14 protein-coding genes and 1 tRNA gene are annotated in these 21,404 nt (G+C 57.1%); 9 read left to right on the top strand and 6 right to left on the bottom strand.

Features of this window, described 5'->3' with window-relative positions:
• Nucleotides 1-2: 2 nt before the first annotated feature.
• From AABA34_RS04880 to AABA34_RS04905, 6 genes are all read left to right on the top strand, one after another.
• On the top strand, nucleotides 3-3,125 hold the full coding sequence (locus tag AABA34_RS04880) for a restriction endonuclease (RefSeq protein ID WP_034951903.1): 3,123 nt from the start codon (nucleotides 3-5) through the stop codon (nucleotides 3,123-3,125).
• A 384-nt stretch (nucleotides 3,126-3,509) separates the two neighbouring features.
• Entirely contained in the window at nucleotides 3,510-3,815 is a 306-nt protein-coding gene (locus tag AABA34_RS04885) for a hypothetical protein (protein WP_338304147.1), read from the top strand.
• 3 nt (nucleotides 3,816-3,818) lie between these two features.
• Nucleotides 3,819-6,758: a MobF family relaxase gene (gene mobF, locus AABA34_RS04890; protein ID WP_338304148.1), complete on the top strand. Its 2,940-nt coding sequence runs from the start codon at nucleotides 3,819-3,821 to the stop codon at nucleotides 6,756-6,758.
• A 183-nt stretch (nucleotides 6,759-6,941) separates the two neighbouring features.
• Nucleotides 6,942-9,209 (top strand): TonB-dependent receptor domain-containing protein, encoded by a 2,268-nt coding sequence (locus AABA34_RS04895; protein WP_084155550.1) that lies wholly within the window; start codon nucleotides 6,942-6,944, stop codon nucleotides 9,207-9,209.
• 33 nt (nucleotides 9,210-9,242) lie between these two features.
• On the top strand, nucleotides 9,243-9,872 hold the full coding sequence (locus AABA34_RS04900) for a TetR/AcrR family transcriptional regulator (RefSeq protein ID WP_034951916.1): 630 nt from the start codon (nucleotides 9,243-9,245) through the stop codon (nucleotides 9,870-9,872).
• Nucleotides 9,869-11,296, top strand: a complete 1,428-nt coding sequence (locus AABA34_RS04905; RefSeq protein WP_084155551.1) for a M24 family metallopeptidase — start codon at nucleotides 9,869-9,871, stop codon at nucleotides 11,294-11,296. The genes AABA34_RS04900 and AABA34_RS04905 overlap by 4 nt, the downstream gene beginning before the upstream one ends.
• 341 nt (nucleotides 11,297-11,637) lie before the next feature.
• Here AABA34_RS04905 and AABA34_RS04910 read toward each other — a convergent pair whose 3' ends face one another.
• The 5 genes from AABA34_RS04910 to AABA34_RS04930 form a co-directional block, all read right to left on the bottom strand.
• The gene (locus AABA34_RS04910) at nucleotides 11,638-12,648 is read right to left on the bottom strand and encodes an alpha/beta hydrolase (RefSeq protein WP_338304149.1); all 1,011 of its coding nucleotides are present in this window, start codon (nucleotides 12,646-12,648) and stop codon (nucleotides 11,638-11,640) included.
• Between the two features lie 99 nt (nucleotides 12,649-12,747).
• Nucleotides 12,748-15,159 carry a TonB-dependent receptor gene (locus AABA34_RS04915; protein WP_034951921.1) on the bottom strand — a complete coding sequence of 804 codons (2,412 nt, stop codon included), beginning with the start codon at nucleotides 15,157-15,159 and terminating at the stop codon, nucleotides 12,748-12,750.
• A gap of 329 nt (nucleotides 15,160-15,488) precedes the next feature.
• A complete protein-coding gene (locus AABA34_RS04920; RefSeq protein ID WP_084155553.1) occupies nucleotides 15,489-16,115 on the bottom strand; it encodes a TetR family transcriptional regulator in 627 nt (208 codons plus the stop codon).
• 241 nt (nucleotides 16,116-16,356) lie between these two features.
• Nucleotides 16,357-17,505 carry a tyrosine-type recombinase/integrase gene (locus AABA34_RS04925; protein WP_034953073.1) on the bottom strand — a complete coding sequence of 383 codons (1,149 nt, stop codon included), beginning with the start codon at nucleotides 17,503-17,505 and terminating at the stop codon, nucleotides 16,357-16,359.
• A gap of 165 nt (nucleotides 17,506-17,670) precedes the next feature.
• Nucleotides 17,671-17,761: transfer RNA gene (locus tag AABA34_RS04930), tRNA-Ser, on the bottom strand.
• Nucleotides 17,762-18,003: 242 nt separating this feature from the next.
• On the opposite strand from AABA34_RS04930, the gene AABA34_RS04935 reads away from it, so the two are divergent.
• From AABA34_RS04935 to AABA34_RS04945, 3 genes are all read left to right on the top strand, one after another.
• Nucleotides 18,004-18,936, top strand: a complete 933-nt coding sequence (locus tag AABA34_RS04935; protein ID WP_445083759.1) for a DUF1134 domain-containing protein — start codon at nucleotides 18,004-18,006, stop codon at nucleotides 18,934-18,936.
• A 102-nt stretch (nucleotides 18,937-19,038) separates the two neighbouring features.
• Entirely contained in the window at nucleotides 19,039-20,214 is a 1,176-nt protein-coding gene (locus tag AABA34_RS04940; protein ID WP_034951929.1) for an amino acid aminotransferase, read from the top strand.
• A complete protein-coding gene (locus AABA34_RS04945) occupies nucleotides 20,215-20,775 on the top strand; it encodes a GNAT family N-acetyltransferase (protein ID WP_338304150.1) in 561 nt (186 codons plus the stop codon).
• A 75-nt stretch (nucleotides 20,776-20,850) separates the two neighbouring features.
• Here AABA34_RS04945 and AABA34_RS04950 read toward each other — a convergent pair whose 3' ends face one another.
• Nucleotides 20,851-21,369, bottom strand: coding sequence for a hypothetical protein (locus tag AABA34_RS04950; RefSeq protein WP_338304151.1), 519 nt, complete (start codon nucleotides 21,367-21,369; stop codon nucleotides 20,851-20,853).
• Nucleotides 21,370-21,404: the final 35 nt, after the last annotated feature.

Raw genomic sequence — 21,404 nt, forward strand, 5'->3', positions numbered from 1 at the left:
GCATGACCAAGCAGATATTCAAACCGCTCGATTACCAGGCCAAGGCCGCGCAGGCCGTGGTCGATTGCTTTGCCGGTCAGCCGCGCATTGAGGGCGTCCAATACCAGATCGATCCGGGCAAGGATGCCGCCGCGCAATCGAGCATGTTCGAGGAAGGGCTGCGCAACGCACCGCTCAAGCTTTCCGACGCAGACCTGCTCGCAAACATCCGCAAGGTGCAGATGGCGCAGCACCTGCCGCCCTCTGGCGAACTGGCGACCAGCAGGGCAGCGCCCGTCAATCTCGACGTCGAGATGGAGACCGGCACCGGCAAGACCTATGTCTATATCGACACCATGTACCGGCTCTTTGCCGAATATGGCTGGTCGAAATTCATCATCATCGTGCCGAGCATCGCGATCCGCGAAGGGGTGAAAAAGACGCTGGAGGATACCGAGGGCTGGTTCCACTCGCTCTACGGTCACAAGATCCGGCACTTCGTCTACAACAGCGGCCAGCTCAACAAGCTGACTTCGTTCAGCGAGGATGGCGGGCTGCACTGCATGATCATCAACACACAGGCCTTCACCGCCGACGTGCGCGCCGGCGATACCGGGCGCGGGGCCGGGCGGATCATCTTCGACACTCCCGATAGCTTCCAAAGCCGGCGTCCGATCGATGTGATCGCGGGCAATCGTCCGATCCTGATCCTCGACGAACCGCAGCGAATGGAAGGCGCGAAGACGCAAGCCGCGATGACGCACTTCCAGTCGCCGCTCGCCCTGCGTTTCTCGGCTACCCACAAGACGCGTTATAACCTCGTCCACCGGCTCGATGCGCTCGACGCCTACAATCGCAAGCTGGTGAAGAAGATTCAGGTGAAGGGAGTGACGACCAAGGGGCTGCCGGGGCTCGACGGCTATCTCTACCTGTCGAACTTCCGCACCTTCACCGATGGCCGCAAGCCCGAAGCGCGGGTCATGATCGAGCATGGCCTGAAAGGCGGTCAGGTGAAGCGCAAGCCGGTGTGGCTGCGCGATGGCGATAAGCTGGAGGAGAAATCCGGCGGTCTGGCCGAATATACGGGCTACACCGTCTCCAACATCGACGTGACCCAGCGGACGCTCGAGTTCACCAATGGCGAGATGCTGGAGGAAGGTCGCGTCACCGGGGACACCAGCGAGAACGCCGTGCGCCGCGTGCAAATTCGCGAAACGATCCGCGCCCACTTCGAACGCGAGCGGCTGCTGCATGCGCGGGGGATCAAGGTGCTCTCGTTGTTCTTCATCGACGAGGTCGCGAAGTACCGCCTCTATGATGAAGACGGCGAGAAGCAGAATGGCCTATACGCGCAAATGTTCGAGGACGAATACCAGCGCGCGCTCGATGAGCTGAAGGAGCTCGATACGACTGACCAGGCCTGGCTGACCTATGTGAAGCGCGACCGCCCCGACGAGGTCCACGACGGGTATTTCTCGATCGACAAAAAAGGCCGCATGGTCGACCCGTCGGTCAACAAGACCGGGGACGAGAAAGGCGAAGCGCGGGACGAGTCCTCCTACGACCTGATCCTGAAGAACAAAGGTCGCCTGTTGTCGCTCGACGAGCCGGTTCGTTTCATTTTCTCGCACTCAGCCTTGCGCGAAGGTTGGGACAATCCAAACGTCTTCACAATCTGCACGCTCAAGCAATCCGACCACGAAATCGGCAAGCGGCAAGAAGTAGGGCGCGGTCTGCGCATCAGCGTCGACGCTGATGGCCACCGCACCGACGACAAGAGCGTCGTGCATCAGATCAACGTCCTCACCGTCATCGCGTCCGAGAGCTATGACGACTTCGCCAAGGCGCTCCAAGACGAGATGGCCGACGCGCTCAAGGGACGGCAGCGCGAGGCGACAGCGGCCTATTTCCAGACCCTCTCGATCACCACGCCAACCGGCCCGCAAGAAGTCACCCAGGCCCAAGCCTCAGAGCTCGAATACTGGCTGATCGGCGAGCGCTATATCGATCCTGCCCGGCACATCACAGCGAAGTGGCATGAGAGCCGCGACACCATTGCAGAGGCCGTTTCCGCAGGAGCATCGGGCAAAATCGAAGAAGCATCAACCGAAGCCCAGGCTGTATGGGCGAGCTTCCCTTACACCCTGCAAGAGCAAGCAGCAGAGTATGTGGCATTGGTCGATACCGTATTCGACGAAACCGCGCTTCGCCGGATGACAGGCAATGGGCGCAAAACGGTCATGCCCGAAGTGCGCCGGAAAAATCTAGAGAAGGAAGCGTTCCTGGAGCTCTGGAACCGGATCAACCAGAAGGCGGTCTATTTCACTGACTTCGATACCGAAAAACTGATCGCGAGCGCCATAGCGCGGCTCGACAGCGACCTGACAGTGGACCGCCAACGGATCATCGTGACAGGTGCGGAGCTAAGCACCGGCATTGGGGTAGAGGACGTTCGCAGCCGCTCCGCATTCCGCGAAGAACGATCGCGGTCCGAGTACCACGAAGACGCGGTCGAAAGCGAAGTTCGCTTCGACTTGATCGGCCAGCTCGCATCTCTAACGCGGCTTACCCGGCAAACGGCAGGGCGCATTCTCACCGGTATCAATGCAAGCACCTTTGCGATGTTCGGCCAGAACCCGGAAATGTTCCTGCGCAAAGCCGCAGAGTTGATCCGCCGCCAGAAGGTGGCCTTGGCAATCGAGTCCCTGCGCTATGAAAAAACGGGGCAGACCTACGACGTTTCAATCTTCGAGACCGACAGATACGAGATACCGTTGGAAGGAGCGCTCGAAGCGTCGAACCACGTCTACAACTACGTAGCAGTCGACTCCAAGAACGAGCGTAGTTTCGCGCAGGAGTTGGAGGCGGCCGAGGAAGTCATTGTATATGCGAAGCTACCTCGTGGCTTCATGATCCCAACGCCGGGAGGAAGCTATAATCCGGATTGGGCCATAGCCCTGGAGTTTGCTGGAGAGCGACAAATCTACTTTGTCGCGGAAACGAAGGCGGACACGAGCTCAGAGCAACTAAGGATGGCTGAGCTGCAAAGCATCGACAGCGCCGAGAGGTATTTCCGCGATGTCTCGCCAGAGGTTCAATTCAAGAAGATCGAAGGGTACGACGAGCTGCTAGAGGCCATTGGCTAGGCGAGGTTTGTCGCCATTACTACCTCTCGGAGCCTTGCTTACGCTCCGTCAGTATAGTTGTCGAAGGTCGCTCGAAAAATGACGCTCAAAGTCACTGGGCACCGCGCGCAGGCATGGGAAAACTGAGCACACCGTACCCGGAGATCCGGTGTTTGGGAGGCGAGGAATTCTGCGGGTTTCGCTGACATTTCGGCAGTTGTCGCCAAGTAATGTCATCTGATGTCACTCCGCGATCCGCAACTCACATGTGAGTTGCTTGCCACTAAGCCATTAATTTGAAGTCGAAAAATAGCGTTTTCCTACAAGGTCCTCGTTGCCGTAGACTGATGTCAGTCCAGAGGGGTCATTGGGCCGTGGAGGGTCGGCCAAACGTAAGGTGACGCCGTGCGGTTTGCCCTTCAATGCTATGTCGACGAAGACCTTCATGCCCTTGTAAAAGCTGCTGCTGATGCAGCCCATATGAGCGTCAGCCAGTGGCTGAAACTCACTGTCATCGACGCTCTAGACGAACCCCAGGACAAGGCATTCCGCGATCAGGTTCTGGCCGATCTACTGTTCACCAAGATCGCCCTCGATGGCTGGCTTCGCACCCACAAGGACAAGGAACTGCGGGACCGTGTGGTGGTCGCTTACCAACGACGCATCCGTGAATATCGCGAGCGCAAGGCAGCAAAGCGTGAGGGGCGCTGAGCGATGCTTTCGGTTGCCAATGTTCGCTCGGCTGGTGGTGCGGCCAACTACTTCGCTAACGACAATTACTACACCAAGGCGGACGCTGACCGGTCCGGAATCTGGGTCGGTAAGGGTGCCGAAAGGTTGGGTCTTTCGGGCACGGTCGATGCCAAAGCGTTCGAGGCAATCCTGCGCGGCGAGCTGCCTAATGGCGAACGGATCGGGCACCAGGGTCAGTACCATCGGGCGGGGACAGACCTGACCTTTTCACTGCCAAAGAGCTGGTCGCTTCTGGCGCTCGTCGGCAAGGATCAGCGGATCATTGACGCGTACCGTTCTGCTGTCGTCGAAACGCTCCAATGGGCGGAGAAAAATGCGGCCCAATATCGCACCGAGAAGGGTGGCAAAGAACGGCTGCATGCCAGCGACAACCTGACCGTCGCCGTGTTCCAGCACGACACCAACCGCAACCAGGAACCGAACCTGCACTTCCATGCCGTCGTCGCCAATATGACGCAGGACAAGGACGGCAAGTGGAGGGCGCTGCGCAATGACAAGCTGTGGCAGCACAATACGCTGCTGAATGCCATGACAATGGCGCGCTTCCGGATCGAGGCTGAGAAGCTTGGCTACCGGATCGGCGAGTTCGGAAAGCATGGCAACTTCGAAGCCAAGGGTATCGACCGTGACACAGTGATGGCATTCTCGACGCGGCGGCAGGAGGTGCTTGAAGCAAGACGCGGCGGCGGGCTCGAGGCGGGTGTGGTGGCGACGCTGGCAACCCGGCAGGCCAAGCAAAGCGATGTCGATCGCGATGCCTTGATGAGCCAATGGGAAGGACAGGCTTGGGACCACGGGCTCGACCTTGAAGGCATGGTGCGCGACGCCAAGCTACGTTCGCACGAGTTGATAGTAGCGGCAACGAAGCGGGCGAATGATCGCCCCACCTTACTTGAACGGGGCAAGGCAATGATCGCCAGCGTCGCCGAGCGAATGGGCATCAAGGAGGGCGACCCGCTCATCCCCAAGCGGCTTCATATGAAGGGCAGGGAAGAGATTGCGACAGCTCATGCGGTCGCATCGGCGGTGCGGCATCTATCCGAGCGAGAGGCGGCTTTTACCGCCACAGATCTTGCCAAAGCTGCGCTCGATTTCGGCCTGCCAACGACGATGAAGTCTGTCGAAAAACGTATCGGTCAACTTGCCCAGCAGGGCGCGCTTTTGCGCGGGCGAGGCGCGCAGAAAGGGTGGCTGACGACGTCCGATGCATTGACGCTGGAGACTCGCATGTTGGCCGAGATCGAGAAGGGAAACGGCGCAGTTCGTTCGATCCTAAACGCGGACACCGCAGGACCATACCTGCAAGCATCGGCGGCTCTAAACTACGGGATGAAGCTAAACGCAGGCCAGGAAGCAGCAGGCCGGTTGATCCTGTCTTCGACCAATCGCGTCGTAGCCGTCCAGGGTGTGGCAGGAGCGGGCAAATCGAGCGTGTTGCGTCCGCTTAATCAACTGTTGGAAGAACATGGCAAGAAGGTCATCGGCCTCGGGGTTCAGAACACACTGGTGCGCATGTTGGAGAAGGATACAGGCATCCCGTCGATGACATTGCATCGCTTTCTCGGGCAGAATCGTAAGCTGCTCGATGGCTCGGCAGGCAGAGCCAAGATCCTCGCTGCGCGCGACGAGTATCGCGATACTGTTCTCGTTCTTGATGAAGCCTCAATGGTTTCTACCCGCGACCAGGATCGGCTGATCCGGCTTGCTAATCTGCTCAAGGTGGATCGCCTTGTGCTGATGGGAGACGAAAAGCAGTTGGGGGCTGTCGAGGCGGGCAAGCCTTTTGCTCTGGCGCAGCGCGCAGGGACCGAAACGGCGCGCATGGACCACAATCTTCGCGCCCGCTCCGATACCCTGAAGAGGGCGCAGCAGGCGGCCCAGTCGGGCAAGACCAGTAATGCACTAGAACATCTCAAGAATCACATCGTCGAGGTCCAAGAGAACAGCGCAATTGTTGCGGCGGAACGCTGGCTGTCTCTTCCTCCTGCCGAGCGCGGGCGCACGTCGATCTTCGCCGCAGGTCGTCGGTTGCGCTCCGAAATAAATGCCGCGGTTCAAACCGGGCTAGCTGTAAATGGCGAAATAGGACCAGCAAGCGTTCGCCTAGAAGTTCTATCCCGCGTGAACGCGACCCGCGAGGAGTTGCGCTACGTGCGCAATTACGCGCCGGGCATGGTGCTGGAAGTGGCAAGCCGTCAATCGCGCCATAGGCTTGGGCGCGGAAGTCATGAGATCGCCGCCGTGGATATTGAGAATGGTGTTGTTACGCTTCGCGATGAGCGAGGGCATTTGCGCCGCTTCGTGCCAGCGAGGTTATCGGCGAAGGGCAGCGACCAAGCATTGCAGCTGTTCGAGAAGAAGGATCTCGATCTCTATACCGGGGACGCCATCCGTTGGACGGCCAGCGACCACACACGCGGAATGATCAATGCAGACCAGGCAACCGTGACTGCGATCGACAAGGACGGCGTTTCGGTCAAGAGCTCCAGCGGCATGGAGCATAGACTGAAGCCGAACGATCCGATGCTGAAGCGGATCGACCTGGCCTACGCGCTCAACGCCCACATGGCGCAGGGCCTCACGGCAGATAAGGGCATTGCCGTGCTCGACAGTCGCGAGCGGCGACTGCTCTCGCAGCGCAACTTCCTTGTCACGATCACGCGCCTGCGGGATGAGCTTACGCTGATTGTCAACAACCGAGACAAGGTTGGAAGAGGTATCTCGACCAATCTAGGCGAGAAGACTTCGGCAGCAGAAACCACCGAACGGCTTGGGATGGCGGCAGCCAAGGGACGGAGCGCGGGCCAGATCCAAGCGGCTAACAAAGAGCTGCTGGTCGAGCGAGAGAAGGCACCAGAGCTCACTAAGGAGCGGATCAAGCCGTTCGAGATTGGCTTGTAGCTAATTGGCGTGAAGTGGGCCGTTAGCGGAATGGCCGTTCTAGCGAAGAAAACGATCCAAGCTGCCGTTGGCGACTGGTTGGACTGAGGTGCATAAGTCCAGTCGCTCTTGAACGATACTCAATAGCTCGCCCGCAAGCTGATCGCTCACCTATTGAAGACAATTTATCCACTTGGATCAAAAATGTTAGTTTCGTATAATTTTTGGTTGATTAATCTCATCCACGATCGGACGTCGTCCGTTCCCCTGCCATTGTGTCAGCCGGAATTGACGGTGCTCCTGATCGGGGAGGGATTAATGGCACATTTCAGTAAAGAACGTTTAGCGGGCTTGTCCCGCTCTGTAATCGCATTTGCTCTGGCCTCGGGCGCCTTTGCAACCTCGACCGAAGTGGTCGCTCAAGACGATGTGATCGTCGTTACGGCGCGCAAGATCGAGGAGAACATCCAGGATGTGCCCGTGGCTATCACGGCCTTTTCGGGAGAAGCGCTCGAAAATGCCGGGCTAACTGAATTTGCCGATATCGCGCTACTTACTCCCAACTTTGATGTTCGGCCTAATGGCGCGACCGGTGCACTTTTTGCTGACTTGACCATTCGGGGGCAGTCAAGCGGATTCCTTACTCTCAACGCCGATCAGGCTGTCGGCATTAATATTAACGGTGCGCCGATCACAAGGGGCACAAGCCTATTCACCAACCTCTTCGATGTCGAGCGCATCGAAGTTCTCAAAGGCCCGCAGGGTACGCTATTCGGTAAGAATACAACTGGGGGAGTGGTCAATGTCGTGACAACTGCGCCCGACACAGCCAGTTTCGGAGGGTACGCCGAATTCACTGTGGGCTCCTTTGATCGGACCGACGCCGAATTAGTTGTGAACGTACCACTTTCCACCAACGTCGCTGCAGTCCGCCTTGGTGCAGCACTCACCCACAGAGACGGTTTCGGCGAAGGAGGTTCGGGCCTCGACACCCTGACCGGACGTCAGCTTGCGGACGATGACGAAATGTTTTTCCGTGGATCGGTTCTCGTGGCACCAGGTCCGTCATTTTCGATCCGCTTGAATGCTGACTATCATGAGATTGACGAGTCGACTTCAATCTTTCGGTCGCTACGCTCCGCAGGGGGCGGTTTCTTGGCGCTCGAATCAACCAATCCCGACTTCTACGTCGGGAACGATTTCCGCGTTGAAGCGCCATTTGCCGTTTCCGACGAGCTAAACATCAACGCAACTGTCGAACTCGAGATCGGAAACGCTACGGCGACATCGATTACCAGCTATCGCGACCAATCTTCCGATACGCTGGTGCAGTCGGCACCGAGCACCGCTGTTAGGCTGGGGCAAGATTCCGATCTATTCGCACAGGAACTTCGCCTCGCCGGCAGCACTCAGGATGATCGCCTCGTTTGGAAAATCGGCGCATTTTATTCGGAAGAAAAAGGCGTTGATATCGATCGATTGATTGGCTTCGGGCTCGATTCTTCGACTGAAGCTGAGAACGAGACGTGGTCCGTCTTCACCCAGAATACGTTTCAAGTTGCGCCGGGCGTCCGCCTGACTGGCGGCGTACGATATACTGACGAGAAACGGAGGGTCGCTTCTCTTGTGACCGCTGCGGAAAACGAAGCGAGTTTTGACGGATGGTCGTGGCTCGGCAGCATTGATTATCAACCCAACGATCCGCTACTCCTCTATGCCAGCGTATCCAGGGGTTTCCGCTCAGGCGCGATCGACCAGGACAACATCTCGACCATCGTCCAGCCCGAATTCGTCACGAACTATGAGATCGGCTTCAAATCCGATCTATTCGGCCGCCTCGCGCGCTTGAACGCCGCACTTTTCTATTCAGACTACACCGACATTCAGCGCACCGCTTTTGATCCCGATAGCCCCATTCCTGTAACCGTTCTGCGCAACGCGGCCGAAGCGACCATCTGGGGGTTCGAGGCCGAACTCCAGCTAGCTCCGGCCGAAGGACTGAGCTTCGGCGGAACATTGGGATATACCAACTCCGAGTTCGACGAATTCCTCGACCAGGACGCCGCCGGCAACATTATCGATCGGAGCGAGGAACCAATCGGAGGGCCGGAATGGCAATTCAGCCTGAATGCGCGTTACGAAACCGATCTTTCGGACAACCTGCGACTTGGGCTTCAGGCCAACTATTTCTACATAGGTGAGGAAGAATTGGCCGGCCCTTCATTGGCCGCGATCTTGCGCCCGGGCGAAGCCGTCGTCGATGATTATGGGCTGCTCAATGCCCAGATAGACCTCGAAATTCTCGACTTCGGCGGCGATTTCGGCGGTGCCGAAATAGCGCTTTTTGGTTCGAATATCCTCGACAAGGAATACTTCACCAGCGGAATTGCGCTTGGCCTGTTCGGCGGTATCTCCAATCGACTGGTAGGCGAACCGAGGCAATGGGGTATACGGGTCACCAAGGAATTCTAACCCCAAGGCTTCCTCAAAAACTAGAGATTCAGAATGAAGGTTGAATTAGAACTTGATACTCGATCGAAATTGCTCAAGGCAGCAGTGGAGGTTTTCGCTCAATATGGCTTTGCCGGCACCTCCGTCAGGCAGATTGCGGATTTGGCCGGGGTCAACCATGGCTCTATTAAATATCACTATTCCTCCAAAACCCATTTGTGGCGATCTGCTGTCGCGTATCTCTTTCAGCGGATGGAGCAAATGGTTTTTGCCAACTCGGACAATTGGGGCCGACTATCTGCACGTGAACAGGTGGTCGAACATATTGGTGCCTATGTTAGATTTAATGCCCGGCGACCGGAACTCGCGCGTATCATTATGTTCGAGACTATCGTGCGCAGCGATCGATACGATTGGCTTGCCGAAAACTACTTGCGGCCCTTTACAGAGCGCGCCATTACTCGCACTGCCCTGGCGCAAGAGGAAGGCGTCTTTCGTGACGACATACCACCACTAAACCTTTACCACATGAATGTAGCCGCTTCGCGCAGCCTGTTTCTCGCTGCTCCCGAACTGAACGAGCACTTCGGTGTCGACATATTCGCCGAAGAAGAGATTGAGCGTCACATCGAAAGCATGGTGAAGCTCTTCGTAGTGCCGGAGACGGTGGAATCGGGCGCATGAGCATGACTCGACGTTCGGCACTTGCGGGTCTTGCGACGTCGGGCATTGCCGCTGCAGCGACGGCGCACAAAGAGACGGGCAGCAGTGGTGCCGCGCAGGATGTGACGTTGGGTGGACGCTTCGCGCCCCCCATGAACGCAGCTAGACCTGTCGAATTGGAAGGTCTGCTTCTGAATCAGGCGCGGGCGCAGGCAGTTATGGAAGCGGAAGGGGTGGACCTTCTAATATGTTCTCGGCTCGCCAACTATTACTATCTTACCGCAAGCGAGCCTAGTGCTCTTCTGCTCGGCTATGATGCCGGGATTGACTTTGCGACCCTCTCCGCGCACGGCGACCTTAGACCGACGATGATCACCTCGCAGGTCGGCCTTTACTTCCAAGGGATCCCCGATAGTCGGCTTACACTGCTCGACGTCAGTATTGTCGGCGCGCCGGTAGATCCTGAGGCGTATGTGCAGTTGGGCGATCCGCAAGCGATCGCGGAAGCTCTTGGCAAGTCGTTCATGACAAGGCGTAATTCCATTCATCCGGAAAGCGCTTCGGAGCAAATTCGGCATGAAGTTGTGGCAAGTGAAAGCGAGATCATCCGGGCATCGATGGAGGCAGCGCTCGTCAAGCAGGTGTTGGATAATCCCTTGCCCAATAGAACCGTGGCGATCGACGACCTACGTATCCGTGAGTTATTAGAGCGCAGCGGGAAAGATCTCCGCTTCGTGGATGGTGAGAATCTCATACGGCGCATCCGCGTTCAGAAAACGCCGCTCGAACTATCGCTTATGCGCTATGCGGCCACCGCCAATGCCACCGCTGCGCGCAAGACAGCGATGGCGGTTCGCGATGGGGCCACATTCGATGATCTGCGCTCGGAGTTCTGGAAGCAGTGCGGTGCCCACGATACGACAGCGCGCTACATGATGATCGACACGCTGATCCCGCGCACCTCGCAAGGGGAAGTGAAAGACGGCCGCAGCTTCCTCATCGATTGCGTCAGCACCTTCCGCGGCTACCATGGGGATTACGGGCGAACTGTTTGCGTCGGTGAGCCAAATCGTGAGATGTCGAAGATCGTGGCGGCACTTTCGAACACTTGGGACCGATTGCTCGTCGAACTCAAGCCAGGGCTACGGTTCTCAGAGCTTCTTGCCCTTGGCCAAAAGCTCTTTGCTGACACCAATATAGATGTGGGTTTCGCTCTCAATCCGCACACGATCGGTCTAAACCATTCCGACGACGAAAATATCGCCAGCTACGGCAGTTATCGCAAAGCGGATATCGCACTGGAGGAAAACATGGTGCTTTCAGTGGATATGCCATTACTTGATAGCGGACTTGGCGGGACGGCTCATTTGGAAGATCTAGTCATCATCACAAAAGACGGGCCCGAGCTCATCAACGACAGCTCGGACCGATTTATAGTCGTCTAGCGATCGAGCAACGAAGCTAGGACACTGTTTGGCACAATCGGAGGTCCGCTTTTGGTAACCTAGATTTCTGGTGGCAGCGTCTTGAATGAAGGCGCAAAGCGGACCTTTGGGCCATGGTCTGCAATTCGATTGTTCCCAACCTATTGAGGCCAAATCACTCACTCACGTAGGGCTTGCTCTGGAGCAGAAAGCGGCCTTAAATCATCGTCACAAGTCGAATGACCTCTGGTGATGATCGAAGCGTTTGAAGGGACAATCTGGATTATAGAGTCTTGGCATGGAAGCGCCCGACCTTCAGCACTCCATCTCGTTACCGGTTCAGCTATACTGACGACCCCGGGTCATGATGTGAATCTGTTCACAAAGTTAGCCTGAGAGTCTGAAAATGCCCGACCCAGCTCGGTGCCTGCCATATCGAACCCGTGAATTGCGCCTGGCACTTCAACATAGGTCGTATCGACTTTGGCGTTCGCGAGGCGCTGCGCGAATTCCCTATTCTCATCGAGAAACAGATCGCAAGTTCCAACGCCTATCCAGGTCGGAGGAAGCCCTGTCAGATCGTTGCGCCGTGCTGCGACAGAATAACGTTCGCAGTCCTCACCGACCGGGTGACCAAGGTAAGCTTCCCATCCGAAGCGATTGTTGCGGTTGCTCCAGACACGGTGCCTCGGCCTATCTAATTCCCTGCCTGCAGCTGTACGGTCATCGAGCATAGGGTAAACCAGCATCTGAGCAGCCGGTTGTGTCGCCCGTTCGTCACACAACCGATGAACCAAGTTCGCGGCCAGACCGGCGCCAGCACTATAGCCTGCAACTACGATCTTACCCGGGTCGATCGAAAGTTGCTTAGCACTCGCCAAGAGTGCACTCCAGGCGTGATGGCAATCATCGAGAGCCGCCGGAAAACGAGCTTTGGGAGACAAGCGGTATTTTGGGCAAATGATTGGCACGCCAAGATGGCTCGCGAAAAATGCGGCTTTGGGCACTACGTCCAGTGGGCTGCCCATCACGTAGCCCCCGCCATGGATGAGTATTAGCGCGCCAGCGCCGGTGCGCGTCTTTGGAGAGACAAGAATAGTGCCCTCACCCAATAGTCCTGAAGTTTCGATATCCACGTCTGGCAAATCGATTTCTGACCTGCTCAATCCCGCGAGCAAGCGCAAAAAAGGGTAAGTAAAGCGGTTAACGGCCAACCAGCCAATCTTGCGATCAAGTGGTGCTAACTCCTCAGCGACGCGATCAGGGTTGGCTGAGTTTACCGAAAAGTCAGTCGGCTGACGGACGCGTGTTTCTTCGGACGTCGATTGAGTTTCCAAACGCTGCCTGCCTTTCACACATAGGCGTTCATCCACGCTGTTGGGGCCCTCGTGTTTCTCTTCAAAAAGTAAGGTGGACGAGCGCCTTGGGACAAAGAGCGCCCGCCCATTAAATTAGCCGGAAGAGAGCGCCGACTAAAACTTGAATCCGACCTCGACAAAGATCTGACGCCCGCGATTTAGCGTTACAACATAATCATCGCCACCGCCCACGAATGGGGCGTTATTGGACGTGTTGATCCATTGCTTGTCGGTGAGATTGCGGGCGATAAGGGATAGCTCCCACGCTTCGTTTGGAGCGCCGATAGAAATCCCGCCATCTAGCGTGACGTAGCCATTCTGCTCCAGATTGTTGAGCGAGCCATTGGCATTACGGACGGCTTGATCGAAGGTTTGGAGCGTGCTGTTTGCAGTGATGTAAGACGTCGTGAAAGCAAGATTTCCATTGAATCCCAATTCCAAACTGTCGGATAGCGGAAGCTGCCAATCGACAGCGACATTACCAGAAAATTCCGGAGCGCGCGCTGGTCTGCGACCCTCAAGATCGTCACCAGTCGTCGGGACCAGGAAGCTGTCGGAAAACTCCGCGTCAAGCCACGCTAGAGAACCTGAAAAGCTCAATCCATCGACAGGGGTGAACCACGACCAGTCCACATCTATACCGAGCGTCGTAAGCTCGCCCGCATTAGTCGTATCAAAGTTAAATATCTGTGCGTCGAAATTCTGAACCTGCAGATTGTCGAAAACATAGTAATACGCCGTCGCGTTCAGAACGATCGAGCGATTTGCCAATTGCGATTTGAAGCCGAATTCTCCGCCAAGCGAAGTTTCTGATTCGAAGCGCAGCGCATCTGCTGCGGCTTCTGCGACGGCTGGGTCGGAACTGTTCAGATTCGGCACGATCGTCCCGGTCGGCAGCAGGTTGTTATCCACCCCGCCTGATTTGAAACCGGTCTTGAACGCCGCATAGATATTGATGTCTTCACTAGGAGTGTAGCGTAGCACCACTTCAGGAGCGAGGTTGCTGTCACTGAACTCAATGCCATCAGTAGTGAAGCCAGACGCTACAGCACCGAATGCTGTCGTAATGAATGAATGAACATAGGGAAACGCGATAACAGTCGATTTGTTTTCGTCGGTCCAGCGCACGCCACCTGAAAGTTCCCATTGATCGGAAAGGTCAATAGTGGCGCTGCCGAAAAGCGAAATCGCCTCGGAATCGATTGGACGGTCAGCGAACCAATCGAACGTGAAACCTGTTACCGGATCAGGACCGAGCACAAGCGAGGGATTGAAAGCGTTTTGCGATGTACTTAGACCGTTGGTTCGATCTTCGTAGAATGCTCCAAGCATAAAATTGACCGGGCCATCGAAATCGCTCGTCAGACGGATTTCCTGAGTGAATTGCTCCAAGGTGTTGCTGAAGGGCGCTATAAGTCCGGCTGCGCTTCCATCGGGCAATTGACCAGTTGAATTGAACGAATCGTTATATTCATTGTCCATATCGACATAGCCGGTCAGCGACGACAGGGTCAGGCTATCTGACAACGCAAGGTCCATTTCCAGCCTGCCAAAGAACAAGTCTGTGTCGTTGAACGCTTGCGAGATGTCGGCCCGATCCGAACCGACGGTGCCGGTTGGAACGCTGTTGATGGCCGCATTTCCGTCGGGTGTCGGGAACCTACTGTCATTGATATCACAGTCATGGGTTGGCGCGAAGCTCACTCCGAATACGCCCAGCACAGAGGGATCCGGCAGACCATCTCCGCCGCAGAATACATCGGTAAACTGCAACAGCGATTCTCCGCGCTGCGAGTTGTAATTGAGTTTCAGATTGGCGCTGAACGTATCGCTCGGCTCCCAATCTAAAGTCACGCGGCCGATAAAGTTTGTGAGACCCTTGTTACGATCAAGGGCTGGCACGTCGTCCTGCAATTCGACGTATTTTTCGATGTCCTGATATTCTGCCGCGACACGGATACCCAGTGTTTCGGACAGGGGTCCTGAAACATAACCGCCGAAAGTAACTCCCTGTTCTTCGAACTCATAGCTGGCCTGGCCGGAGACTTCCCAATCGTCGGTGGGATTGGCGGAACGCAAGGATAGCACACCGGCAGAAGCAGCTTTGCCGAAAAAGAGCGACTGCGGACCCTTCAATACTTCAATTTGTTCAACGTCGAAAAATGCCGCTTGTAGTAACCGCTGCGTGCTAACGGCGACGCCATCATAGTTTAAAGCTACTGCGGAATCGAAGGCGTTGGAGATGTTGCTGGATCCGACACCTCGTAGCGATATCTGAGCGCTTGCTCCAGAACCACCGATCTGCACGTTCAACGCAGGAACTCGACCGACAATGTCTGCCGCTTCATCGATGCGATTGGCGGCGAGCGCTTCCCCACTGATCACTGCAACGGAAACGGGTACTTCTTGCAGGCTTTCTTCTTGCTTGCGCGCAGTAACGACAATCACGTTGCTTTCGAAATCTTCCGTCGCAGACGGTTCGGCTGATGCAGCATCTTGAGCAGAAACCGCCGGTGCTGCGGCCAATCCTATTGCAGTCGCCAATATTGAAGACGCAGATCTAAGGGACCGACGTTTGGTCCTTAAAGAAACCCTCATTTTCCTCTCCCAATGCGCGAACGCTCGATTTTATGAGCTTTTCGCTATGCTTTTCAGTATTCAACGATGTGACGAGACTCCTGTAATTGCCGAATGATCAAACCGTTTTTCACCGAGATCGGTGGCTCGAACCAACATGGCTAACTCACTGTGTGGAAACTGCGCGACATCCTGCGCCAGGAAAACTCGCAAAAATGATACGATCGTTTAAATTTGTTTCGCTTCGGTCTTCATCCGAATAAGGCTATGATAACGCTTTAAAATCTGAAAAGCCGCATAATTGTGTCGACGTGTTTCTCGACTTGCGCGTCATCGAAAACATCAATTCCGAAGCTTCGCTCAATCTGTGGGCCCATCATGAAGATGGTCTGGATCGCGCCCATCATCACATACACCAGGTTGAGAGGGGCAATCTCTTCCGGGAAAATTCCGCTCTGTTGTGCGATTGACGTCCAGGCCATTGATCGCTCCATGAATTCCCGCAATTGGTATTGCGCGAGCCATTCCAGACGCTCTCCACCCTCGATCATCTCGAACAGGGTGATCCTGTATAGCTCCGGATTTTTTGCCGAGAAGACGATGTAATTGCGAGTTGCGATCCTGATCGTGTCGCGAGTTGATTTGGCTTTCAACCGAGACTCATCTTCCCGGATTGCTTTGGCCAGTTCACTGTAGAGATGCTCAACCGCAGCTTGCCAAAGCTTCGCTTTGGATTCGTAGTGGTATCGAACCGCAGCGACATTTGTATCGGCCCGCTTGGCGATGTCGCGCAATGAAGCACCACGATATCCATGTATGGCGAATTCCGCTATTCCGGCTTTGAGCAGCCGGGATTTCGTCGTGTTTTTGCTCTGCCTGGACATCGTCTTCCAGATTAATGCCATTATATCCGAAAAAACAATGGTTAGCGAAGAGTGCGTTGCTCGGTATCTCGTTTTCGCGCGAGAAGCCGTTTGGCTTGTGATGTTTGGCTTTCAATGGGCGAACTCACGTGAATGTGAGTTGGTCATCGTCATCAGTATTGGCCGGAATAGCCCTTGAGAATGTCAGCTTTCGGCAACTAAGAATCTGGTCGCTGCGTCTTGAATTGGGGCGCAAAGCCGCCGTGCTCATGAGAGTTCTTCTTTACCCTCCCATGCAGAAATCTGACCACTCGCGCATAAGTTCGCGTCGTTTGTCCAGATAATTGGTGCGGCGATAGGCGGCCTCCACTTTGTTGCTAACCGTATGGGCTAGTGCCGCTTCCGCCACCTCACCGGGATAGCTGGTCTTCTCCGCTGCCCAATCCCTGAATGCAGATCGAAAGCCGTGAACAGTGAAGGGTAGCTTCGCGTAGCGCAGAATCTTTAGCAGCGTCATGTCGGACATCGGACGCAAGACGTTGCGACCGGGGAAGACCAGATCGCTGCATTCAGCGTAGTAAGGTCTGGCACGTTCGAGCACGTCGATTGCCACATCGGTCAGCGGGACCACGTGTTCCTTTCCAACCTTCATCCGCTCTGCAGGGACAGTCCAGAGTTTTGCGTCCAGATTGATCTCCGCCCATTTAGCACCCCGCACTTCCCCCGATCGAGAGGCAGTCAGGATCAGGAACTCAAGCGCGAGCCGTGCGACACTCGTTCGCTTATGCAGATGCTTCAAGAAAGTTGGGACATCCTCATAGGGCATCGCAGCGAAATGACCGTCCTGCTTCGGCTGTCGTGGCAGTGCGCGGCTCAGCGAGCGCATTGGCGCTTCGGTCGCGCGCATTCCGTTTGCGTATGCCCAATCCAGCACAACGCCTATCCGCTGCTTTACCCGGCGAGCCGTCTCTGGCTTCTCCAGCCAGAAATCGAGCAGCACTTCACGGATGAGCGGCCCCTCGATCTCGTTAACCAGCCGGTCGCCGAGCTTCGGAAAGGCATAGATTTCGAGCGTCTTAATCCACTGATCCTGATGTTTGCCGTTCTTCCAAGTCGCCTTTTGTTCTGAATGAACCTTCTCCGCAGCAGCTTTGAAGGTAAGAATTTCGATCTTCTTGCGCTTGCGCTCCTCGATAGGATCGATCCCCCGCTTGATGTCGCGTCGCAGGTCAATGGCGAGTTCGCGGGCCTCATGGACTGTGATCAGGTCGAGAGGACCAAGCCCAATGTCGCGCCTTCGCCCATTCACGGTGGCGCGTAGTTGCCAATTGCCTTTTCCTGGCCTGTTGAGTTCGAGAAACAAGCCGTCGCCATCACTGTAGCGACCTGGTTCCTTGAGCTGCCGAATCTGGCCTTGAGTGAGCTTTCCCATATCCATCCTTTCCGCTTCGCCCCCACATTCACCCCCACAAAGTGTGGGGGACATTGTGGGGGCAGTAGGAACAAAATAAGAACAAGAGATTCCATTGCAAGTCCGAAAAACCGCAGAATTCTGGGGCTTTCAGGGACTTTCTGGGATCTCTTGGGATGGTATAGGTGGCGGAGACGGAGGGATTCGAACCCTCGGTACCCGGTTCGGGTACGGTTCCTTAGCAGGGAACTGGTTTCAGCCACTCACCCACGTCTCCGCGACGCTTCGCGTTTTGGCTGCGAGCCGCGCGCTATAGTCGGCGTTATCGGGTGCGGCAAGGGTGGAATCGGCCAGAATTGTGTGCACCCATTCCGCCCGCCTCGAATGCCCCGTCCATCTGCGCTTAATCCGCAGGCAGATACCGACTCGTTTCACCGCGTTTTCGATTCGCTTCGCCGCCGTGCCGTTGCCCGGAAACGCAGGAAGGATTCTTTTCCGAAATGAGAAGGTCCGACTCGAATGCTGGACGCAAAGGGACAAGAGGTGCGAACCATGCGCGATTTCGACATGCAAACAGATGCTTGGTCGACCAAGGCGGAAACGAAGCGGCTTTCCGACAGGCTGTCTCGTTGGGTGGGTACGGTGGTGGTCGCGGCCATGCTCGCGCTTTCGCCTGCATCGGCTCAGGAAGTCGAATCCTTCGATCCCGATGCCGCGTTCGAGGCCTATCAGACAAACGGCCAGCGCGCAGTGGACAGCAATGCCGACACCGGCGCGATCGATGCCGATCTGGTCGATCCGGCGCTGCGCAATGCGCAGACGGGTTCTCTCCCCGATCTGCCGAGCGTCGACAACTCCGGCTTTGACGGTGAATTTGCCGATTACGCACAGGCGCAGAGCGGCGAACCCGTCCCGCAGTGGACAGAACCGGCCCCGACCGGACAGGTCGCCACTGCACAGGAAACTTCGGCCACCTATGGCGAAGACGATCTGATCGGCGCGGCTGAAGGCGTTTTCGGCAAGGGCGCCGAAGGATTGGCCGGGCTCATCGAAGACCTGCTGCGCAAGCAAGGCGAGCCGAATGGCTATATCATCGGCCGCGAAGGTGGCGGCGCGTTCGTGTTCGGCGTTCGCTATGGTTCGGGCACACTGCATCACAAGGTCGAAGGGGAACGAAAGGTCTATTGGACCGGCCCCTCGCTCGGCTTCGATGCCGGGGCGAATGCGGGCAACACCTTCGTGCTGGTCTACAACCTTTACGACACCGAAGACATCTTCAAACGGTTCCCGGCCGGAGAAGGCCAAGCCTATTTCGTAGGCGGCCTGCATGCCAGCTACATGCGGCGGGGCGATGTGGTGCTGATCCCGATCCGCGTCGGCGCGGGCGTGCGGCTGGGTGTGAATGCCGGATACATGCGTTTTTCGAAGAAGCAGCGCTGGTTGCCCTTCTGAGGTTGCACACAGTAGCCCCATGACTTGCCGATAGAGCAAGCCGGGGCATAGCGGATAGAATTGCGGTTGCGATACGCGGCCATGCGTTGCATTCGGTGCGCCATGCTCGACCGACTCGAACCGCAATCGCCTGACGCGCTGCTTGCGCTGATCAAACTCCACGCTGCCGATGACCGGCCCGACAAGGTCGATCTGGGCGTCGGCGTCTATCGCACAGGACAGGGCGACACGCCCGTTTTCGGCGCGATCAAGGCTGCAGAGCGGCTGCTGGTGGATACGCAGGAGAGCAAGAGCTACCTCGGCCCCGAAGGCGACATCGGCTTCGTCAACGCGTTGATGCCCTATATCTTCGGCAGCGACGCGACCATGGGCGGACGCATTGCCGGGATGCAGACGCCGGGCGGCACCGGCGCGGTGCGGCTGGCTGTCGCACTGGCGCAGAAGGCCGGACTGAAGAAACTGCACATGGGTACGCCCAGCTGGCCCAACCACGCGCAGATCTTTGCCGATCTCGATCTTGAATGGGCGCCCTTCGATCACGCGGCGGCGGATGGCACCGCAAATCTCGACGCGGTGCTGGCTGCAATCCGGAGCGCCGGGCCAGACGAGGGCATTCTGCTGCATGCCTGCTGTCACAACCCGACGGGCATCGATTACACCCCGGAGCAATGGGAGGCGATTGGTGACGCGATTGCCGAAACCGGCATCTTCCCGATTATCGATTCCGCCTATCAAGGGCTGGGCAACGGCATGGAAGAGGACGCGGCGGGGCTTCGCAGCGTTCTGGCCAAGGTGCCTGAGGCGTTCATCGCTTACAGCTGCGACAAGAACTTCGGCATGTACCGCGATCGTGTGGGCGCGTTTTACATCCTCGCCGATGGCGGCGACACGCTCGACAAGGCGTTCTCCAACGCCAACGCGCTTGCCCGTGCCAGCTGGTCGATGCCGCCCGATCATGGCGCGGCGGCGGTGCGCCTGATCCTGCGCGATCCGGCGATGACGGCGCAATGGCTGGACGAGCTTGACCAGATGCGCGCCCGGATGAACCAGGTTCGTGCCCGTCTGGCCGAAGCCGGCACCGCAGGCAGCGTCGATCTGACACCGCTGGGCCATCAGAACGGCCTGTTCTCGATGTTGCCCGTGACCAAGGAGCAGGTGGTGGAGCTGCGCGAGAAACATGGCATCTACATGGCCGGATCGGGGCGCATCAACGTGGCCGGGCTGACTATGGACAACATCGACAAGTTCATCGCCGCCATCGCTGACGTGACCGGCTGAATGCTCGATCGCCAGCCGACGCTGGAAGGGCCGACACTGCTGCTTCGCCCCTTGCGCGAAGAGGACTGGGATGCGCTGTTCGCCGTCGCATCCGATCCGTTGATATGGGAAGTCCACCCTGCGCATGATCGCTGGCAGGAGCCGGTGTTCCGCGCGTTTTTCGACGATGCCCTGGCCCACGGCGGCGCGCTGGCAGTTATCGACAAGGCGGCCAATGATTCTGGCGGGGCGATCATCGGTTCCTCGCGCTATCAATGGCTTGAGGAAGCGGACGGCGGTTCGGTCGAGATCGGCTGGACCTTTCTTGCCCGCGAATACTGGGGCGGGGCGGCCAATCGCGAGTTGAAGCGGCTGATGGTGTCCCATGCGCTCGCCAGCATTGCCGAATGCCGCTTTGTCGTGGGTGAAAGCAATTGGCGCTCGCGCCGGGCGATGGAGAAGATCGGTGGCCGCCTGACGGATCGCAGCGAAAGCCGCGGAATGGCCGGACAGGATGCGCGGCATGTCGTCTACGTGATCGGTCAGGCTGAATTTGCAAACGGCGCGCTGGCCGCGGATTGAGGTGGGCGAGGCTGTTGGCCTTTGCCAGTGAATGGAACACCGAAAGGGGTGTTTTAAAAATATTTCCCAACGCCCTCATGATCGCCGTGCCTCGGCCTTGTCAGCCTGCGCGTCGATTCGCCTGAGCAGCCGGAAAAGCGCGGAATTGTCGGGTTTTCGCACGATCGAGATCTGCTTCCCGCGATACAATACAGGGCGCCAGAAACCGGTTTCGATCCGCCATTCGAGCTGTTCGAGTGTGACTTTTCGCCAATCCGCGATTTCACGGTGACGCGGGCGGTGTTCGCCCGGTCGCGTGGGGCCAGCCAGCACCCTGTCCCACGCGCTTGCAAAGCTTTCCGCGCCCGCACGCGATTTCAGCCGATAGGCGCTTTCCCGGCTTTTCCCGACAGACCTCGCTGCCGCGCTGACCGATCCTGTGGCGTAGAGCTGCGCAAGGAAAGCGCATTGCACCCGCGCCGACCAGCCATCCTTCCTCGCGCGCAGTTTGACCGGCACGAAAAATGGCGGGCGCGAACGGCGTGACAGGAGCGTGCGCTTGGCTGGGGAAGGAGCAGGGGCTTGGCAGGGCTTCATCGCTTTACCAAGCCACATTGGCGGGTGTGTAGGAAAGCCGGAATTGCCCCGGC

The organism is Erythrobacter sp. Dej080120_24 (assembly GCF_036322605.1).
GTDB lineage: Bacteria > Pseudomonadota > Alphaproteobacteria > Sphingomonadales > Sphingomonadaceae > Erythrobacter > Erythrobacter aurantius.

What these genes read in the sequence shown, in the direction of transcription:
- AABA34_RS04880 (WP_034951903.1), top strand. Translation starts at nt 3, where the DNA reads ATGACCAAGCAGATATTCAAACCGCTCGATTACCAGGCCAAGGCCGCG.
- mobF (WP_338304148.1), top strand. Translation starts at nt 3,819, where the DNA reads ATGCTTTCGGTTGCCAATGTTCGCTCGGCTGGTGGTGCGGCCAACTAC.
- AABA34_RS04895 (WP_084155550.1), top strand. Translation starts at nt 6,942, where the DNA reads ATGTTAGTTTCGTATAATTTTTGGTTGATTAATCTCATCCACGATCGG.
- AABA34_RS04900 (WP_034951916.1), top strand. Translation starts at nt 9,243, where the DNA reads ATGAAGGTTGAATTAGAACTTGATACTCGATCGAAATTGCTCAAGGCA.
- AABA34_RS04905 (WP_084155551.1), top strand. Translation starts at nt 9,869, where the DNA reads ATGAGCATGACTCGACGTTCGGCACTTGCGGGTCTTGCGACGTCGGGC.
- AABA34_RS04920 (WP_084155553.1), bottom strand. Translation starts at nt 16,115, where the DNA reads ATGGCATTAATCTGGAAGACGATGTCCAGGCAGAGCAAAAACACGACG.
- AABA34_RS04925 (WP_034953073.1), bottom strand. Translation starts at nt 17,505, where the DNA reads ATGGGAAAGCTCACTCAAGGCCAGATTCGGCAGCTCAAGGAACCAGGT.
- AABA34_RS04935 (WP_445083759.1), top strand. Translation starts at nt 18,004, where the DNA reads ATGCTGGACGCAAAGGGACAAGAGGTGCGAACCATGCGCGATTTCGAC.
- AABA34_RS04940 (WP_034951929.1), top strand. Translation starts at nt 19,039, where the DNA reads ATGCTCGACCGACTCGAACCGCAATCGCCTGACGCGCTGCTTGCGCTG.
- AABA34_RS04945 (WP_338304150.1), top strand. Translation starts at nt 20,215, where the DNA reads ATGCTCGATCGCCAGCCGACGCTGGAAGGGCCGACACTGCTGCTTCGC.
- AABA34_RS04950 (WP_338304151.1), bottom strand. Translation starts at nt 21,369, where the DNA reads ATGTGGCTTGGTAAAGCGATGAAGCCCTGCCAAGCCCCTGCTCCTTCC.